This is a genomic window from Pseudomonas sp. NPDC089422 (genome assembly GCF_044749405.1).
GTDB lineage: Bacteria > Pseudomonadota > Gammaproteobacteria > Pseudomonadales > Pseudomonadaceae > Aquipseudomonas.
Genome location: NZ_JBIVHW010000018.1, coordinates 40435 through 58495, shown reverse-complemented (window position 1 = coordinate 58495; position 18061 = coordinate 40435). Strand labels below are relative to the sequence as shown.

The following is an 18061-nucleotide window of genomic DNA, read 5'->3' as shown; positions in this document are numbered from 1 at the left end:
CTGTTCCGGAGCCTGCTGCATGCCTTCCACCCACCACGATGCCGTCGCTGACCTCTACCTCGCGCACCACAGCTGGGTAGTGAGCCTGCTGCGCCGTCGGTTGGGCAATCGCGAGCAAGCCCTGGATCTGGCCCAGGACACCTTCGTGCGCCTGTTGCGCAGCGAGCTGCCGGCACCGCTGCGTGAGCCGCGCGCCTACCTGAGCACCGTCGCCAGCCGCCTGTGTTGGCAGCACTTTCGCCGCCAGGCGCTGGAGCGGGCCTATCTGGATAGCCTGGCTGCGCTGGAGCCGCAGCACCAGCCCTCGGAAGAAACGCGCCTGCTGATACTCGAAGCACTGGATGCGGTGGGCCAGGTGCTCGATGGCCTGGGCACCCGGGTGCGCGAGGTGTTCCTGCTGTCGCAACTCGACGGCCTGACTTATGTGCAGATCGGCGAACGCCTGGGGCTGACCGTCAATGTGGTGCAAAAAGCCATGCTCAAGGCCTATCGGCATTGCTATGCCGAGGTGTATGGGGCATGAGGCCGCACGGCGCGAGTGAGCCTGCGCTGGAGCCGGCCGTGGTGGAGCAGGCGATGCAGTGGCTGGTGCGCCTGCAATCTGGGGCCAGCAGCGAGGCCGAGCAACGGGCCTGCGAGCGCTGGCGCCTGCAAAGCAGCGCACACGAACTGGCCTGGCAGCGCCTCAATGGCCTTGGCCAGGGCCTGCGCGAAGGCACCCACGGCCTCAGTGCGCAGGGCGCGCGTCAGTTACTGCAGGCACGCGCACAGGTTTCACGGCGCGCCGTGCTGAGCGGGCTGGTCGGGGCCGGCGTGCTGATTGCCGGCGGTTACAGCCTGCAGCAGCGCACGCTATTACCGACAGTGTTCAGCGATTACGCCACCGGTACCGGCGAGCGCCACAGCTGGCACCTGCAAGGGGGGCTTGTGCTGCAGCTCGACACAGGCAGTGCGCTGGACATCGACTCGGCGGCCGGGGCTCGGTTGCTGACGCTCAACCGTGGCCGGCTACTGCTGGAGCCTGGGCAAAACGCGGATGTGCGCCTGCGCAGTGCGCAAGTGTTGATAAGGCCCGCACCGGCTTCGCGCCTGATAGTCCAGCAACTGGCAACGACGACGCAGGTGCAGGTATTGCAAGGCGCTGCATTGATCGATTACGGCCAAGGGGGCGCCCGGCTGGAACGGGTGGCGGGTTGGCAGCAGCACTTCAGTGCGGCCGGGGCTGAGCCTGCACAACCCTTGAACGCTGCCGCCACAGCTTGGACCCAGGGCCAGCTGGTCGCCGAACGCATGCCATTGACGCAGTTGCTGGCCGAGCTCGATCGCTACCGGCCTGGCATCTTGCGCTGCGACCCACGTATCGCCGCACTACGGGTCAGTGGCACATTCTCGGTCGATCAACCGGATGTCAGCCTGGCGTTGCTCACCGAAGTGCTGCCGGTGCGGGTCCAGCGTGTGCTGGGTTACTGGGCCCAGGTCATACCCGCCTGATTTTTTCATGACGGTCGGCAGGTTTTGCTTTGTCGCGCATCAAGACAGAAGAAAGCGCTGAATGAGCAGCGCACAGTGCCTACCCCTGTCTGCCAAGGATTGTCCCGATGCATTCTCGCCTCACCCCCATTGCCACCGCTGTCCGCCCGCTGATGTTTGGCCTCGCCGTCGCTGCATTCCACCTTCCCGTACAGGCCGAAGAAGCCACTGCCGCGCAAACCGGTGTGCGCCATTTCGGCATTGCCGCAGGCAGCCTCGACAGCGTGCTGGGCCAGTTCGGCCAGCAGGCTGGGGTGATGGTCGCGGTGGATTCGCAACTGTCCCATGGCGTGCGGAGCCCTGGGCTGCGCGGCCCGTTTTCGGTGGAGCAGGGGTTGGCCATGTTGCTGGCCGGTACCGGCCTGCAGTCGGTGTGGGTGGCTGCCGGGCGCTATCGGTTGATTGCCGCTGGCAATGACACGGGCGCCCTGGAACTGGGCGTAACCAGTGTCAACGCGGCGGGGCTCGGGGCAACCACCGAAGGCACCGGTTCCTACACCACTGGCGTGACCAGCACCGCCACCAAGATGAACCTGTCGATCCGCGAGACGCCGCAGTCGATCAGTGTGATCACCCGCCAGTTCATGGACGATCAGCAACTGACCAGCATGTCCGATGTGCTCAAGCAGACGCCAGGCATCACCATGTCCCAGGACGGCGGCGAGCGTTTCAACATCTATTCCCGTGGCAGCGCGCTGAACACCTATCAGTTCGATGGCGTCACCACCTACCAGGAGAACCAGACCCGCACCATGCCCAGCACCTTGCTGGACATGGCGATCTACGACCGTGTGGAGGTGGTGCGCGGCGCGACCGGCCTGATGACCGGTGCCGGCGACCCGAGCGGCGTGGTCAACGTGGTGCGCAAACGCCCGACCGCGACCTTCCAGTCGTACTTGCAGGGCGGTCTTGGCTCGTGGAACTACAAGCGCCTGGAAGCCGATGTCTCCGGCCCGCTGACGCCAACCGCCAACGTGCGCGGGCGCCTGGTGGCCGCCAAGCAGACCAACCATACCTTCATGGACTGGTACCAGCAGGACCGCGACATCGCTTACGGCGCGCTTGAGGCCGACCTCAGCGACAGTACCGTGCTGCGCCTGAGCATCGACCACCAGCGCTATCGACCTACCGGCGCCCAGGGTGTGCCATTGATCTACACCAACGGCCAGCAGACCGACTTCTCCCGTTCGACCAGTTCCGGCGCACGCTGGAACGAGGACCGTTTCGACACCACCAACTACAACATCGGCCTTGAGCAGCAACTGGCCGGTGACTGGCAGTTGAAGATCGCCAGCACCTACATGGATGTCGACCGCGACACCACCACCGGCTCGTACAGCAGCCCGTCCGGCAACTCCCGAATCACCCCGGACAACATCGCCAGCATCGGCCAGAGCGCGTCCTGGGCTACCCAGCGCCAGAAAGCCATCGACGTCACCCTGCAGGGGCCATTCGAACTGTTCGGGCAGACCCACGAACTGATCCTCGGGGGCAACTACCTCGATTACGTGAACCATCACCACGCCGTGACGGGGTCTGCGGTCAGCGTCGACTTCGACAACTGGAACAACGAACTGCCCAAGCCCGACAAGGGCAGCTTCGCCCCCAACCTGGACTACGACGTCGACACCCAGCAAAGCGGCTACTTCGCGGCCGGGCGTTTCAACCTGGCCGACAGCCTGCACCTGATTCTCGGCGCACGGGCCAGCAACTACCATTACCACTACTACCTGCGCAGCTTGCCCAACGGCGCCCCCACCGACTATCGCCTGACTGAGCGCGGCGTGGTCACGCCCTATGCAGGCCTGGTCTACGACCTGACCGCCGAGCAATCCGTCTATGTCAGCTATACCGACATCTTCAAACCTCAGTCGGCCCGTGACCGCACCGGCAAGATGCTTGAGCCCGTGGTAGGCAAGAACTATGAGATGGGCTGGAAGGGCGAATTCTATGAAGGCCGCCTGAATGCCAGCGTCGCGGCGTACCTGATCAAGCGTGACAATGTCGCCGAACTGGATGGCGGCCTGACCGTGCCGGGCTCCGATTCCGAGGAAAGCGCCTACCGTGCGGTCAATGGCGCCGAGACCAAGGGCGTCGATCTTGAGTTGGCCGGCGAGCTGAGCCCGGGCTGGAACCTCCAGGGTGGCTACAGCCACTCGCGCACCGAAGACCCGGACGGCGAGCGACTGACCGCGCAACTGCCGCTGGACACCTTTCGCCTGTGGAGCACCTATCAGCTGCCGGGCGACTGGCAGCGCCTGACCGTGGGCGGAGGGGTCAACTGGAACGCCAGCAACTCGCTGTACTTCAGCAATTTCAACAGCCGCGTCAGCCAGGATGACTACACCGTGGTCAACCTGATGGCCCGCTACCGCGTCAACGAGCACCTGTCGACCACCGTCAACCTGAACAACCTGTTCGACGCGAAGTACTACGCCGGGTTCGCCGGCAGCTATGGGCATTATGGCGCGCCACGCAACCTGATGATGAACGTGCGTTACGACTTCTGAGCACCCGACCACAGCGCCCGGGGTAGGCATGCCTGCCCGTCGAACAGCAGCCGGGCCGTGCGTACCAGCCCGCAGCCGGTCAACGCGCCCTGTTGCAGCGTTACCTCGACACTGAACTCGCCACTGGGGTGCTCCACCGACAGCCGCTGGCAGTCGCCCGTGCCAGTGACAGCTATGCCCTGGGCCGTCGTGCCTTCGATCAGGCAGGCGGTGGCGGCGCTGACCGCGCCGAACACGCCGATCGAGGCATGGCAGCGGTGCGGAATGAACGAGCGGGTACTGATCGTGCCGCCGTTGCGCGCCGGGGAGACCAGGCACGCGCAGGCCGCCATCAGCGGGCAGGTCGTCCCGCAGGAAGTACGCGCCTTTCGAAGTGCCGCCGCGCTCCGGGGCTGTCTTGATAAGCCGTTCTTTTTCTGCGAATGCGACAGGTAGGCCTGTGAGATGAGTGCGGCTAGAAAAGCAACGAGGCTAAGGCCAGTCTGAATGCAAGGCGTTTTTCAACTACCTGGTTTGGATAGCTGGCCTGGCGATGAACCAAATGCTGGCCACTCGGACTCCAAACGCTCACATTCCTCGCTGAAGAGCCTGCTTGGCTCGCTCACTGCCTGATCGGTGTCTCGCACCTGTCTGTAATATCGCTCGGCAATACGTACCTTTTTCCAGAACCACTTGGTTCGTTCTTCGAAGCGAAGTGTATTGTTCAGAAGAAGCATCAGGCCCGGCAATGCTGCGAGGAATGCGGTTGCCACTTTGTTACCTGTTGCACCTAGAAACGTTACGCCTAACTCACTGGATGCCAAAATAGAAGCGATGAAGCTACCCAGTACCGAGACCATAAATACTGTATGGGCCCAAAAGTAGTTTCTGCGAGCCCACCTCTGGCCATCGTCAATGATTTTTTTTGGTAGTAAACACGCAGCCAGTGAGCAGTTTCAGGCGGTTCATTCTTCTGACGCAGGTGCTGCGCAACCTCGAACTCAGTGCCTGCTGCTTTTGCATGCCCAGCTGGCCCCATTCCGATGACTGACTCAACTTGCACCGGCATTATTTCTCTTGTTTGGCCATTGCCGCGCTTTCGCTGATACCCAACAAGCAGACCAGGTAGCCCAGCCCCGCTGCTGCAGTGGTAAGCAGACCCTCTCTTACACGTGTTTACATGCGATAAGCCGTGATTATTAAGCCTTAGATCCAGCTTGAAATTTTGCCTGGAAAGGAACAAAATCCACGCGTATTTACATGGTACGTATCATGTTACGAAATCGTAGGAGCAAGCATGGCCCGGGGCGGTATCAACAAGGCGTTAGTGCAGCAGGCGCGGCAGGTGCTGATAGCCCGGGGCGAGTACCCCAGCATCGATGCAGTACGTATCGAGCTGGGTAACACGGGGTCAAAGACCACCATCCATCGCTACTTGAAGGAGCTTGAGGAGCAGAAGCCTGTTGCATTGCAGGGGCAGGCTGCCCTCAGTGACGCGCTGACCAGGCTGGTGTCGCAATTGGCGGCTCAGCTGCAGGAGGAGGGAGACGCCCGCATCGAGCAGGCCGAAGCTGCGTTCGCCGCTCAGCGCGAACAGCTCGAGGCACAGTTGCAGTTGGCTCAGCAGGCACTGGCGGCCGCTCACCAGCAACAGCAGATCCAGGCTGCTGCGCTGGCTGCCGAATCAGAGCGCCTGGTTACCGCGCAGAACACGCTGCAAGCCGAGCAGTTGCGCAGCGCCAGCCTTAATCAGTCGCTGGGTGAATTGCAGGTGCGCGTGGCTGACAAGGAGGAACAGGTACGCTCGCTGGAAGACAAGCACCGTCATGCCCGTGAAGCGCTGGAGCATTACCGCAGCGCCAGCCGCGAGCAGCGCGAGCAGGAACAGCGCCGCCACGAAGCGCAGACCCAGCAGTTGCAAGTGGAGCTGCGCCAGTTGCAGCAAGGCATGATCGTCAAGCAGGACGAACTGACCCGCCTGCACCGCGACAACGAACGGATGCTCGGCGAGCACCGCCAGGCCAACAGCGAGTGCAAGGTCAAGGACCAATTGCTCGAGCAGCGGGACGCGCAGATCCAGGGCTTGCGGACAATCCTCGCGCAAGCACAAGGCGCCAGCGATGAAATGCGCCGGCAACTGCAGGTACAAACCCGGAGCCTGGAAGACAACCGCGCCATCAGCACGGAGCAGGGCAGGCAGTTGCAGTATCTACAGGATGAATTGCGCAAACGCGATGAAGCGCTCTCTGCCTGCCTGGCTCAGAAACAGCCGGATTAGTAGCTGCCTGCATTGGCGACCTTCAGCTCAGCCAGTGTTAGTCGTGCAGCGGCATGCGCATCGCGCAGCGCCCTGACAACCCGTGTGCGCGCTCTGTTGCGAGGATACCCTGCAACCTGGCCCCGAGGTGCTGTTCATCGAGCACCTCGAATCCGCACCTCACATAGAAGGGCGCATTCCAGGCCACTTGCGCAAAGGTGGTCAAGGTCACCTCCAGGGCGCCCCGATGCCGCGCCACGGTACATGCCTGGTCCAGCAACTGGCTGCCGATACCTTGCCCCTGCGACTGCAACCGTACCGAAAGCTCGTGAACATGCAGTGCCTGGCCTTCCAGGCTCAGGCACACAAAGCCCAGGGCCTGGCCTTGGTCATCCTCGGCCAACCAACTGCCATGGTCATCAATGAAGGCCTTGTGCGCCATTGCGTCCAGCCCCTCGGCAGATGCCAGCCAGGCCAGCTCAGGCAGCTGCAGGAACGCTTGTGCGGCTGATTGCTCGACGGCAATCAGCCGGGGGATGTCGGGAAGCAGGGCGGGGCGTATGCGCATTGTATGTCCTCCATGACTGGCAATAGTCTGCGGCGAGTTGAGCGGGGCTTGCAATGATTGGGTTATAACGTAACATTTACGTTTTCCCAGCCACGCGAGACTGCCTTGATGACTGAAGAGGAACTGCTGCGCCAGGCGCCCGCAGCGTACATGAACGAGGTCCAGCAGCAATTTTTCCGCACGCTGCTGCTTGGCCAGCGTTGCGACCTGCAAGCACGCATCGACGTCGAGTTCCGGGCCCTGCGCGAGCAGGAGGTGCACAGCGACCCGGCCGACATCGGCAGCGCCGAGGAGGAACGACAGTGGCGGCTGCGCTCGCTGGAGCGGGAAAAGAAGCTGCTGGACAAGATCGACCAGGCACTGGAGCGCCTGGCCCGGGGTGAATATGGCTGGTGCCAGGAAACCGCTGAGCCGATCGGCCTGCGCCGCCTGCTGCTGCGCCCCACGGCAACGCTGTGCATCGAAGCCAAGGAGCGCCAGGAGCAGAAGGAGCGGCACCTGCGCGAAGAGCGCTAGTCCGCCGCCAGTGCCTGTGGCTGCAACTGCCAGCGCACCGAGCTGACACCTTTTTCCAGGCTCACCCGACCTACCAGCCGCTCCAGTTGCGCTGGCGCCTGCGGGTTGCCGACCAGTTCGGCGCGCACTTCCAGGCGGGCCGGGTTGGCCAGGTCTTCACTGTGCAGCGATTGCAGGCGCAACTGTGGGTCGCCCAGGCTGTGCAGCATCAGGCTGCGCACCTGGATCTCATCTTCGGCGCGGCAGACGATGCGCACCTCGAACCGTTGTTCGACCTCGCTGGCTGGCAGCACCTCCTGGCGGTCGAGACGCTGGGCGATATCGCGCAGCAGGATATTGGCACACAGCACCATCAGGCTGCCAAGCGCGGCCTCAAGCAGCAGCCCGAGGCTGCACAGCACACCGACCGCCGCGGTGCACCAGAGCGTGGCAGCGGTGTTCAAGCCACGCACGTTGAAGCCATCGCGCATGATCACCCCGCCACCCAGAAACCCGATACCCGACACCACGTAAGCGGCCACCCGCGAGGCATCGTTGGGTGCCATGCCAGGCACCGCCTGGGTCATCAGCACGAACAGGCAGGCGCCGGTGCTGACCAGCGCGTTGGTGCGCAGCCCGGTCAGGCGCTGACGCAGTTGGCGCTCGGCACCGATCAGGGCGCCAAGCAGCAGGGCAATGCCGACACGCAGCAGAAAGACTTTCCAATCCATAGCAAACCTCTTCCACGGGCATACGCCCGCACGGTTGAATAACCAGAAAATGCGAAGGACCACGAAAGGGAAGAGGGGGAAAGCCTTCAAAGGCTGGAGAATTCCACCGCCTGGCCAATGGCGAGACAGTGGCAGGAAGCTGCCGGACTAGCTCGCCGTGTGGGCCTGTCGCAAGCGACTGGGGCTACTGTCCAAAGCAGGACTCCTGTTCAGGGATGCGAAATTGCGTCGCGGACCTTACGCCGCCGCCCACACGGGGTCAAGGGCAAAAACATGACAAGGGATTCATCAGGAAATGCCCTACAGCCGGTCACGCCTGCATGGAAATAAACCTGGGTAATCGGTACCCTTGCGCCATTCTCCGCCACACCCCGGACCGTTACATGCTGTTCAATATCGCCGTGCTGCTCGGCACACTGGTGGCCATGGAAGGTGTCGGCACGCTGGCTCACAAGTACATCATGCATGGCTGGGGCTGGTGGCTGCACCGTTCGCACCACGAGCCGCAACTGGGCATGCTGGAAACCAACGACCTGTACCTGGTGGCGCTGGGCCTGATCGCCACGGCGCTGATCGCCTTGGGCAAGGCCGGCCATGCGCCACTGCAGTGGGTGGGGGCCGGCGTGGCCGGGTATGGGGTGCTTTATGTACTGGCCCACGACGGCTTCTTTCACCGGCACTGGCCGTGCAAGCCACGGCCAGTCAACCGTTACCTCCAGCGCCTGCACCGTGCCCATCAGTTGCACCACGCCGTGAAGGGGCGCACGGGCAGCGTATCGTTCGGCTTTTTCTATGCACCACCGCTGAAGGTGCTCAAGCGCCAGCTGCAGGCGCGGGTGCCACGCGACCGCGGCTGACCCACCAGCCAAACCCTGCTGCGGTGAAGAACATGATCAGGCTGTACAGCGCGGCTGGCACGGCCATGGTGGCGTTGTTCAGCAGCGATGGGCTCAACGCCAGGGCAATGGCCAAGGTGCCGTTATGGATGCCGATTTCCATGCCGATGGCGATGGCCTGACGCTTGGGAATGCTCAGCAGGCGGGGCACCCAGTAGCCGAGCGTCAGGCTGATCAGGTTGAACAGCAAGGCTGCCAGGCCCACCACCGGAGCATATTCGACGACGGTCTGCCAGTCCTTGGCCAACGCCAGCACGATGGTGAATGCCAGGAACAGCGCTGCCACCAGTTTCATCGGTTTTTCCATGCGTGCGGCGAAGCGCGGCGCCCAATGGCGGATCAGCATGCCCAGGGCCACTGGCAGCAGGACGATGGCGAACACCTGCATGACCTTGGCGAATTGCAGCGGAATCGCCTGGTCCGATGCCATGAACCAGGCCAGCGACAGGTTCACCAGCAGCGGCATGGTCAGAATCGCGATCAGCGAATTGACCGCTGTCAGGGTGATATTCAGCGCCACATCGCCGTGGGCCAGGTGACTGAACAGATTGGCCGTGGTGCCGCCCGGGGACGCTGCCAGCAGCATCAGGCCGACCGCCAGCGCCGACTCCAGGCCAAAGCCATTGGCGATCAGGAAGCACACCAATGGCAGCAGCAGGATCTGGCAGCACAGGCCGACGACCACCGGTTTCGGGTATTTCACCACGCGGGCGAAGTCAGCCAGCGTCAGGGACAAGCCGAGCCCGAGCATGATGATGCCCAGTGCCAGGGGGAGGAACGCAGTCAACAAGGGTGAGGCGGTCATGGGCAGGCACTCGGGCAAGGGATGCAGGCAGTCTAGGCGGGCCTTGCGGGCTGGATAATTGCAATGCGCCAGTACTTGGTAACCGTTTGTTACCGGATTCCCAGTAAACCTTGGCGCACAGTGTCTGCATGCCGCGTTGCGATAGGCGCCCCGGCGCAGTAGCATTTCGCTTTTGCCGAGGATTAGCCTGTCATGCCGTTCCAGCAAGGTCTGCTTGCCACCCCCGTGCCGGCCCACGCCCGTCACCTGTTCTTCGCCCTGCAGTCGCCCGAGGCGCTGCCTGCCGTACTGGATGTATTGCTGCCGCAGGTGGATGGTCAGAACCTGATTCTTGGTATCGGTGCGCCGTTGGTAAAAGCCCTTGGCCGTGACATTCCTGGCCTGCGCGCTTTCCCGCAACTCGATGCCGCGGTGGAAAACCCGAGCACCCAACACGCCCTGTGGCTGTGGTTGCGCGGCAACGAACGTGGCGACCTGCTGCTCCAGGCCCAGGCACTGGAACAGGCGCTGGCCCCGGCACTGCGCCTGGCTGACAGCGTCGATGGTTTCCTGCACCGCGGTGGCCACGACCTGACCGGTTACGAAGACGGTACCGAGAACCCGGTGGATCAGGATGCCGTGGACGCCGCCATTGTTGCCGGCGAGCAGCCAGGCCTGGCCGGTTCCAGCTTCGCCGCCTTCCAGCTGTGGAAGCACGACCTGGAGTACTTCAAGTCTCTGCCCCAGGCCGACCAGGACAACATCATCGGCCGCCGCCTGAGCGATAACGAAGAACTCGACGACGCGCCGGAATCGGCTCATGTCAAACGTACTGCCCAGGAAAGCTTCGAGCCGGAAGCCTTCATGGTGCGCCGTTCGGTAGCCTGGGCCGACAGCCGTGGCGCAGGCCTGGCGTTCGTTGCCCTGGGCCACAGCTTCGATGCCTTCGAAGTGCAACTGCGGCGCATGAGCGGCCTGGAAGACGGCATCATCGACGGCCTGTACCGCTTCAGCCGGCCGCTGACCGGCGGTTACTACTGGTGCCCACCGATGGCCGAGGCGGGCCTGGACCTGAGCGTGCTGCTGCAGGCCTGATAACAAAACATCCAGATATAGAATCACCTGCCAGCTCCGGTGGGTTGCTGACGCGCAAGCTCCCCTCCACGGGCGAGGCCTTGCCGGTGATTGGTGCCGGCACTTCCGCGGCCTGGACGCCATGGCCGAGCATCCGCAGCTGGCAATGACGATAGGCGTCATCCTCGTGCTCGGCTGGAGTGAGACGGGCCTGGGGCTCGGCAGGCGACATCAGCGCAGGGCAACGGAGCCTGGTCCCGCCCGCACCTGATATTTTTGCCAGTTGTGGCTGCGGCCTTGATGGGTACTAATCATCGAGCCGGTCGCACTTGCAATCGGCCATGTCATTCAGTTCATGGAGAGTATGGAAATGACCATTCAAAAGATGCTGTGCCTGGTCGGCTGCCTGCTGCTGAGCAGTTTCACTTATGCCAACGTATCCCAGTCACACGCAGTGACCCAGACAGGCAACGGCGTGGCTGCTCTGGAAAAAACGACTGCACCGCAGGTGCCTGGCTCCCCGCAGGCAGATGATGAAGATGATAGTGATGACGAGGGTTGATCGTTCACTCGTGCCCATGGCTGGCGAGGCATACCTCGTCAGCTTTCACCTTTCCGCTGGCGCACCAAATACATCCCCGCCGCTTATTTAACGCCACCGGTCCGAACCCTTCGCAATAAACCGAATCCCCCGATATCGCCGAACTCCGACCTTATGTACGGCGCAGCGCCGTGCACTTCGAAAGCCACAAGAGGTTAGAGACCATGGCCAATAAAGAAAACAGCCGCACCGGTAGCCAGGGTGGCAACAAGAACCCAGGCAACTTCGCCAATGATCGCGAGAAGGCCTCCGAGGCCGGTCGCAAAGGCGGCCAGCAATCCGGCAGCGGCCGTACCAGCAGCGAGTCGGGCCGCAAGGGCGGCCGTTCGTAAGTGAGGCAACGCAGTGCCGGGGCGACCTGGCGCTGCGGTCAACTGGATCGGGAGCAAGGCGCGACGGTCATGACCCGCAACACCACAGCCCCGACAGGGAGCCGGGCCAATTGCAACAGCCTTGCCAGCCGTTACCAGGCACTGTTGTCGGGCGAAGGCGCCGCTACGGCGACAGCGCTTGCAATCAGGTCGCGATGACCGACAATGGCGGCGCCCATCGCAAGCCATTCGGACCCCCTGCGCCATGATGCTGATCAAGCAATTCCCTGACATTTCCCTCGCCGATACCTTGTTCGTGTTCGCCCTGGAGGCAGAGGCCGGTGATGTCTTCACCGAGGTGAAGACTGTGTTCACCGGTATCGGCAAGGTCAACGCCGCCATCGCCCTGACCCGGGCGATCCAGCAGCAGCGCCCCAAGCTGATCGTCAACCTCGGCTCGGCCGGCAGCCAGCGCCACGGCAAGGGCGAGGTGGTGTGCTGCACGCGCTTCGTGCAGCGTGACATGGACGTCACCCCGCTGGGCTTCGCCCGCTATGAAACGCCGCTGTCGAATATCCCGGTACTGCTGGAGCATGGCCAGGCGATCCCCGGCTTGCCTGTGGAAACCTGCGGCAGCGGCGACAGCTTCGAAATCAACCATGGCGACGCCCCTTACGATGTGGTCGACATGGAAGCCTACGTGCTCGCACTGATTGCCCGCGAAGAGGGCATTCCTTTCGTGTGCCTGAAGTACATCTCCGATGATGCCGGCAGCGACGCGGCGGGTGACTGGGCAGTGCAGGTGCACCTGGCAGCCGAGGCGTTCAAGCGGGTGCTGTTCACCCAGGTGGGCTGAAAGATCCGCAGGGCGAATCGAGTAAACCTTCCGGGCGCCACGCAGTCATTTCTGATATGAGGCCCATCGTCGGGTCGGGGAGGTGACAACCATGGCCAGGGCTATCTGGAAAGGCGCGATCAGTTTCGGTCTGGTCCATATCCCGGTGTCGCTCAACACTGCGGTGCGCACCGAGCGGGTCGATTTCGACTGGCTCGACAAGCGCAGCATGGAGCCGGTGGGCTACAAGCGGGTGAACAAGGTCACCGGCAAGGACATCGACAAGGACAACATCGTCAAGGGTGTGGAGTACGAGAAAGGCCGCTACGTGGTGATCAGCGAAGAGGAGATTCGCAAGGCTCGCCCTGAAGCCACCCAGACCATCGATATCTTCTCGTTCGTGGAAGCCGCGGACATTCCCCTGCAGCAGTTCGACACACCGTATTACCTGAGCCCCGACAAGCGCGGCGGCAAGGTCTATGCCCTGCTGCGCGAAACCCTGGAAGCGACCGGCAAGGTGGCGCTGGCCACCGTGGTACTTCATACCCGCCAACACCTGGCGCTGCTGCGCCCGCTGGACGCTGCGCTGGTGATGATCACCTTGCGCTGGCCGGAGGAAGTGCGAGGCCTGGAAACGCTGGAGCTGGACAAGAGCGTGACCGACAGCAAGCCCGACAAGCGCGAGCTGGACATGGCCAAGCGGCTGGTCGAAGACATGAGCGGGCCGTGGGCGCCCGATGAGTACCACGATGCGTTTCGCCAGACCATCATGGACCTAGTGGAGGAGAAGGCCAGCAAGGGCAAAATCAGCATGGTCGACAAGGGCGAGGCCGGCGGCAGCGAGAAGGGCGCCGATATCATCGACCTTACCGAACTGCTCAAGCGCAGCCTGGGTGGCAAGAAAGCTGCTGCCGAGAAAAAACCGGCCAAGCGTAGCCGCAAGGCCTCCTGAGGCCGGAACAGGTAACTACAGACTCGCCAGATAATCCCCAAACCCTTCCCGAGCCCGGCTGTCGATGCGGCTGCTGGTCGCCACACTGTGCCTGGCCGTCCACACGATCCGTTTACAGGAATACCAGTTCGAACGGTTGCAGCAGGCAATCCAGCAGCCGGGCCGGCAGCACGGGCGGGCGTGGGCCGTCCGGCTCCAGCTGGCTGACATGGGCGGCCAGGGCCTTGCGTTTGCGCGCCAGGGCGGTGTCGCCCAATTGAATTCGGTGGGCGCGTGGCCAGGGCAGGCGCGGGTCGTCCGGCTGTGCCCAGTACCAGGCCCATACCGGCACTTCGATCAATTGCGCTTTGCGTGCCTGGGCGGCCTGCGCGGCGGCTCTGCCGACCGCCTCGTGGTCGCCATGCCCATCGTTGCGCCAGGTCGCCATCAGCACGTCATCGGGCCGCAGCACCTGGGTCAGGTGGTTGACCAGAAAGGCCTCTTCGCGGGGCAAGGCGCCATCCTTGAGGTTCAGTCGGCGCCAGTCCAGGCGGTTCAGGTCCAGATCGAGCTGCTGCAAGGCCTGCCGGCTCTCCAGCGGGCGCTGCCTGCGCAGACGATGCTCGGTCCAATGTTCGGAGCCAGCGTGGCTAGCCTCACCATCGGTGGCGGAAATCAGCAGCAGTTCGTCTTCGCGACCGTGAAAATGCGTCAGCAACCCGCCGGCCATCAGCACCTCGTCGTCCGGGTGCGGCGCAATCAGCACCAGGCGGCGCCCGGGCGGGCACAGTTGTTGCGGCGTTACCCAGGTAGCACGCGCCAGGTGGGCGGCCTGCTGCCACTCGGCCCAGGGGGTACCGTCGCTGGACTGGATCAGGTTGGTATTCATAGCTTCCACGCTCCGGCTGGTACTTGTGTCAATTGCGCACCCAATGCCGCCAGGTCGTGTTCAGCATGGCTCTGGCGCAGGTAGACCGGCAGGTCGGCGCTGAGCCTGGCGAAGTGGCTGTTGCGGCAAAAGGGCGTAGCCCCCAGCGCCCGGCCGACGTGGTGAATCACCTGCTCGACCGCCTGCTCGACCTGGGCGCGGGTACGTCGCACTTCGAAACTGGCGTCGGCCTCGGGCTGGCGGTCGATCCATGCCGCGCATTCGCGCAGTGCAGCGCGGGCGCCAAACAAGGCGGCATCCACCGCACCCAGGTGGGCATCGGCGTGGGCATCGGGCCGCGGTTTGCGGCAATGCGCCCGCAGGTAATCGGCCAAGGCCTCGGCGGCGCCATACCAGCACGCGGCAATGCCGGCGCCGCCGTGCCAGAAGCCGGGGCGCGACAGGTATTGCCCAGGTCGGCCAATGGCGATGCCGGGCGTCTGGTCGAATTCCACCTCGATGCTCGCGGTGGTCGCCATGCCAACGGCCTGCCAGCTGTCGATGCTCAAGCCCTGGCTCGGGTGCGCCAGTTCGATCGCCACCAGCTGTGGCTGGTCGTCTTCGGCCCAGGCAGTAATCAGCGCCCGATCGATCTGCAGTGCGCCGGAGCACCAGGCCTTGCGCCCGGTCAGGCGCACCTGGTCGCCGTCACGGGCGACGATGCGGGCGCGGGCATCTGGCGGCTCTGCGGCCCAGACACCCCAGATCCCTTCATCGACGCAGTGCGCTACGCTGCATTCAGCGAGAATGGCCAGGGCATCGGTATGCCCCTCGTAAAGCTTGGCCAATGCCAGGTCGCAACCGGCCACCCGCGCCAACGTCTGCCAGCGCCGCAAGGTGTTGCCCTGCCCAGGCAGGGGCAGCAGGTCCAGGTGGTCGGACTGCAGGGCCTGGATCAGTTGCGGCAGCTGGGTGTCGAGGTTCAGCGGCTGCGGCCGCTCGCCAAAGGTACGCAACAGCCGGTCGAGGTTGTTGAGGTCGAAATCCTGGACGATGCTCATGCCATCCCCATTTGCTTGCGCATGCGCGCGGTGATCGATTGCCGAACCTTGGCCATGCCGGCCCACGGGTCGTCGATTTCGGCCAGGCGCTCGCGCAGGTTGCCGATATGCCACTGGTTGGCGCCCTTTAGCAGGGCCAGCTCCTCGCGCCAGATCGGCACCGACACCGGCAGGCCTTGGCGGGCGCGCAGGGAATAGGCGCACACCGTGGTAGCGCCTTTGCCGTTGCGCAGGTAGTCGATGAAGATCCGGCCGACCCGGTTCTTCGGCCCGGAGACGGCGCTGAGCCGATCGGGGAACAGCTTGGCCAGGTAATCGACGATGGCGTGGCTGAAATCCTTCACTTCGTCCCAGCCGGCACGACGGGTGAGGGGAATGACAAGGTGCATGCCCTTACCGCCGCTGGTCTTGAGAAACACCTTCAGGCCCAGCTCATCGAGCAGGGTGAGGGCCAGTTGCGTGGCTTCGAGCATGGCTTTCCACGGCAGCGCAGGGTCCGGGTCAAGGTCGAGGACGAAGCGGTCGGGCTTGTCGAAGTCCTTGTCGGTGGCGTTCCAGGTGTGCAGTTCGAGCATGTTCATCTGCACCGCGCCCAGCAAGGTATCGGCGCGGTTGATGACCATGGCCGCCTGACCGGCTTGGGCCTTCTCGTAGGTGAGCACATGGGGCATATGCAACTGACCGGCGTGCTTCTGGAAGAACAGCTCCCCGGCCAGGCCGTCCGGGGCCCGCACCAGCGCCACGGGGCGGTCCTTGAGTTGCGGCAAGAGCCACTGGCTGACTTCGGCGTAGTACTCGGCAATCTGCCGTTTGGTGGCACCGATAGTCGCATCGATCACCCGGTCGGGATGGGTCAGGCGCAGCTCGCCGAAGTCTTGCGCAAGGTCGGCTTGTTTGTGTTTTGGCAGGGTCTTGCCGGCCATGGCGCGCTCCAGGTCAATGGCGGTGGCAGGCTTGTCGTCGCGCAGCCCATGGAACACCGCGTGGCGCACCACGCCGTCGCGGGTCATCTGGGCATAGGCAACCTCGGCCAGCAGCTGCGGCTTGAGCCAGTGCACGCCACGCGCTTCGACGCCGGTCGGCGGCCTGGGCAGTGCGGGGCTGGCGATTTCCAGCGGCTTGAGGCGGGCATGGATACCGTCCAGCGTAGTGGAGCTGAAGCCGGTGCCGACTTTGCCGGCATACCGCAGTTCACCGCTGTCATGGTCGTGCAGTGCCAGCAACAGGGCGCCAAAGCCGTTACGGCTGCCTTTGGGGGCGGTGAAGCCGACGATCACGAACTCCTGGCGTTGCTTGCACTTGAGCTTGACCCATTCGGCACTGCGCCGGCTGACATAGGGGCTGTCTGCACGTTTGCCGATCAGGCCTTCGAGCGCCAGGCGACAGGCGCTGTCCAGCAGTGATTGGACAGGCTGGTCGAAGTCTTCGGAGAACCTGAGCCTGTCCGACTTGCTGTGCTCGAGCAGCCGGCGCAAGGTCTCACGGCGTTCTTGCAGGGGCACTTGGCGCAAGTCCTGGCCGCCCAGATACGGCAGGTCGAAGAGGTAGTAGCTGATCTGTTCGTCGCGATCGGTGTCAAAGGCGTTCTGCAGCGCCTGGAAGTCAGCCTTGCCGTGCTCGTCGTTAACCACCATCTCGCCATCGAGCCAGGCTGAATCGACACCCAGCGCCCGCAGTGCGGCAACCTGGCCAGGCATCCTGGCGCTCCAGTCATGGCCATTACGGGTGAACAGGCGGATGTCGTCGCCATCAATCCGGGCAAGCATGCGATAGCCGTCGAATTTCACCTCGTAACGCCAGTCGCCGTCGGGCGGCGAATCGACCAGGGTGGCGAGCTGCGGTTGCAAGTGCTCGGGCAGTGCGGCCTTGACCGCGCTGCCGGTTCGCTTGCGGTTGGTCCGGCTTGGTGAGGGTTTGGCTTTGGCCGTACGCCGGGTCAGCAGCGTGCGGTCAGTGAGCACGCTGTCCGGCTGGGCCTCGACAATGCTGTATTCGGCTTCGCTGCGCGCTTGTTCGTCGTGGGACTTTACCAGCATCCATAGCTCTTTCTTGCCGGCCAGGTGAGTGCGGAACAGGTTCCACACACCGTTGAGCTTTTCGCCCTGCAGGCGAAAGCGCAACTTGCCCTTGGCGTAGGCTTGGCGGGCATCACCTTCGGCTTCCCAGACACCCCGGTCCCAGACGATCACGTCGCCGGCCCCGTAGTGGCCTTCAGGGATATGCCCCTCGAAATCGGCGTAGTCCAGCGGGTGGTCCTCGACATGCACCGCCAGGCGCCGCACGTTCGGGTCGAGTGACGGGCCTTTGGGGATGGCCCAGCTCTTCAGCGTACCGTCCAGCTCCAGGCGAAAGTCGTAGTGCAGGTTGCTGGCGTCGTGCTTCTGGATGCAGAACTGCAAAGCATGAACGTGCTTGCCCCGGCTGCGCTTGCCGTTGGGCTCGGGCGTAGCGTTGAAATCGCGCTTGCGTTCGTACTCTGCAAGGGGATTGGCCATGGCCGGCTCCGGGGTGATTCCCTGTCTGTAGATTGGGAGGCGGCTGCCTGCGTGCTAGTTCAAAAAAAGTCGAAGGGGGCTGCCTTGCAGCCCTTTCGCGACACAAGGCCGCTCTTACAAGGGCATGCGCGTATC

At 63.6% G+C, this 18061-nt stretch carries 16 protein-coding genes and 3 pseudogenes; 11 read left to right on the top strand and 8 right to left on the bottom strand.

The features are described from left to right. The first annotated feature begins 19 nt into the window (after positions 1-19). The 3 genes from ACIPZ8_RS26110 to ACIPZ8_RS26100 all read left to right on the top strand — a co-directional run bounded on the left by ACIPZ8_RS26110 (position 20) and on the right by ACIPZ8_RS26100 (position 4040). Positions 20-523, top strand: a complete 504-nt coding sequence (locus ACIPZ8_RS26110) for a sigma-70 family RNA polymerase sigma factor (protein WP_400729520.1) — start codon at positions 20-22, stop codon at positions 521-523. Then, positions 520-1491, top strand: a complete 972-nt coding sequence (locus ACIPZ8_RS26105) for a DUF4880 domain-containing protein (protein WP_400729517.1) — start codon at positions 520-522, stop codon at positions 1489-1491. The genes ACIPZ8_RS26110 and ACIPZ8_RS26105 overlap by 4 nt, the downstream gene beginning before the upstream one ends. 107 nt (positions 1492-1598) lie before the next feature. Next, positions 1599-4040, top strand: a complete 2442-nt coding sequence (locus tag ACIPZ8_RS26100; RefSeq protein ID WP_400729515.1) for a TonB-dependent siderophore receptor — start codon at positions 1599-1601, stop codon at positions 4038-4040. Here ACIPZ8_RS26100 and ACIPZ8_RS26095 read toward each other — a convergent pair. Continuing rightward, positions 4028-4357: pseudogene (locus ACIPZ8_RS26095) on the bottom strand (PrpF domain-containing protein); the annotation flags it as partial. The gene ACIPZ8_RS26100 and the pseudogene ACIPZ8_RS26095 sit on opposite strands and share 13 nt — an antisense overlap. Before the next feature lie 959 nt (positions 4358-5316). Here ACIPZ8_RS26095 and ACIPZ8_RS26090 point away from each other — a divergent pair. Continuing rightward, complete coding sequence (locus ACIPZ8_RS26090; protein WP_400729512.1) at positions 5317-6297, top strand: DNA-binding protein; 981 nt, start codon at positions 5317-5319, stop codon at positions 6295-6297. A gap of 37 nt (positions 6298-6334) precedes the next feature. On the opposite strand, the gene ACIPZ8_RS26085 is transcribed toward ACIPZ8_RS26090, so the two are convergent. Beyond that, the gene (locus ACIPZ8_RS26085) at positions 6335-6844 is read right to left on the bottom strand and encodes a GNAT family N-acetyltransferase (protein WP_400729510.1); all 510 of its coding nucleotides are present in this window, start codon (positions 6842-6844) and stop codon (positions 6335-6337) included. A gap of 108 nt (positions 6845-6952) precedes the next feature. On the opposite strand from ACIPZ8_RS26085, the gene dksA reads away from it, so the two are divergent. Continuing rightward, positions 6953-7360, top strand: coding sequence for an RNA polymerase-binding protein DksA (gene dksA / locus ACIPZ8_RS26080; protein WP_400729507.1), 408 nt, complete (start codon positions 6953-6955; stop codon positions 7358-7360). Here the strand turns inward: dksA and ACIPZ8_RS26075 are convergent. Then, complete coding sequence (locus ACIPZ8_RS26075; protein ID WP_400729505.1) at positions 7357-8070, bottom strand: MgtC/SapB family protein; 714 nt, start codon at positions 8068-8070, stop codon at positions 7357-7359. The two genes, dksA and ACIPZ8_RS26075, sit on opposite strands and share 4 nt — an antisense overlap. Before the next feature lie 383 nt (positions 8071-8453). Here ACIPZ8_RS26075 and ACIPZ8_RS26070 point away from each other — a divergent pair, with 383 nt between their 5' ends. Beyond that, a complete protein-coding gene (locus tag ACIPZ8_RS26070) occupies positions 8454-8927 on the top strand; it encodes a sterol desaturase family protein (protein WP_400729502.1) in 474 nt (157 codons plus the stop codon). Here the strand turns inward: ACIPZ8_RS26070 and ACIPZ8_RS26065 are convergent. Further along, positions 8884-9771, bottom strand: a complete 888-nt coding sequence (locus tag ACIPZ8_RS26065) for a bile acid:sodium symporter family protein (protein WP_400729499.1) — start codon at positions 9769-9771, stop codon at positions 8884-8886. The two genes, ACIPZ8_RS26070 and ACIPZ8_RS26065, sit on opposite strands and share 44 nt — an antisense overlap. A 192-nt stretch (positions 9772-9963) precedes the next feature. On the opposite strand from ACIPZ8_RS26065, the gene ACIPZ8_RS26060 reads away from it, so the two are divergent. The 5 genes and pseudogenes from ACIPZ8_RS26060 to ACIPZ8_RS26040 all read left to right on the top strand — a co-directional run bounded on the left by ACIPZ8_RS26060 (position 9964) and on the right by ACIPZ8_RS26040 (position 13523). Beyond that, a complete protein-coding gene (locus ACIPZ8_RS26060; protein ID WP_400729496.1) occupies positions 9964-10845 on the top strand; it encodes a Dyp-type peroxidase in 882 nt (293 codons plus the stop codon). A 349-nt stretch (positions 10846-11194) separates the two neighbouring features. After that, positions 11195-11386 carry a hypothetical protein gene (locus ACIPZ8_RS26055; protein WP_400729493.1) on the top strand — a complete coding sequence of 64 codons (192 nt, stop codon included), beginning with the start codon at positions 11195-11197 and terminating at the stop codon, positions 11384-11386. A 248-nt stretch (positions 11387-11634) separates the two neighbouring features. After that, positions 11635-11757 (top strand): annotated as a pseudogene (locus tag ACIPZ8_RS26050) (general stress protein); the annotation flags it as partial. Between the two features lie 244 nt (positions 11758-12001). Next, positions 12002-12592 (top strand): nucleosidase, encoded by a 591-nt coding sequence (locus ACIPZ8_RS26045; RefSeq protein WP_400729490.1) that lies wholly within the window; start codon positions 12002-12004, stop codon positions 12590-12592. A 91-nt stretch (positions 12593-12683) separates the two neighbouring features. Further along, positions 12684-13523, top strand: coding sequence for a Ku protein (locus ACIPZ8_RS26040; protein ID WP_400729487.1), 840 nt, complete (start codon positions 12684-12686; stop codon positions 13521-13523). 15 nt (positions 13524-13538) lie between these two features. Here the strand turns inward: ACIPZ8_RS26040 and ACIPZ8_RS26035 are convergent. The 4 genes and pseudogenes from ACIPZ8_RS26035 to ligD form a co-directional block, all read right to left on the bottom strand. Continuing rightward, a pseudogene (locus ACIPZ8_RS26035) lies at positions 13539-13634 on the bottom strand (glycosyltransferase family 2 protein); the annotation flags it as partial. A gap of 1 nt (position 13635) precedes the next feature. Continuing rightward, positions 13636-14391, bottom strand: a complete 756-nt coding sequence (locus tag ACIPZ8_RS26030) for a PIG-L deacetylase family protein (protein ID WP_400729484.1) — start codon at positions 14389-14391, stop codon at positions 13636-13638. Then, on the bottom strand, positions 14388-15431 hold the full coding sequence (locus ACIPZ8_RS26025) for an acyl-CoA dehydrogenase (protein WP_400729481.1): 1044 nt from the start codon (positions 15429-15431) through the stop codon (positions 14388-14390). Before ACIPZ8_RS26025 ends, ACIPZ8_RS26030 begins: the two co-directional genes overlap by 4 nt. Continuing rightward, positions 15428-17926, bottom strand: a complete 2499-nt coding sequence (gene ligD / locus ACIPZ8_RS26020; protein ID WP_400729479.1) for a DNA ligase D — start codon at positions 17924-17926, stop codon at positions 15428-15430. Before ligD ends, ACIPZ8_RS26025 begins: the two co-directional genes overlap by 4 nt. Positions 17927-18061 lie beyond the last annotated feature (135 nt).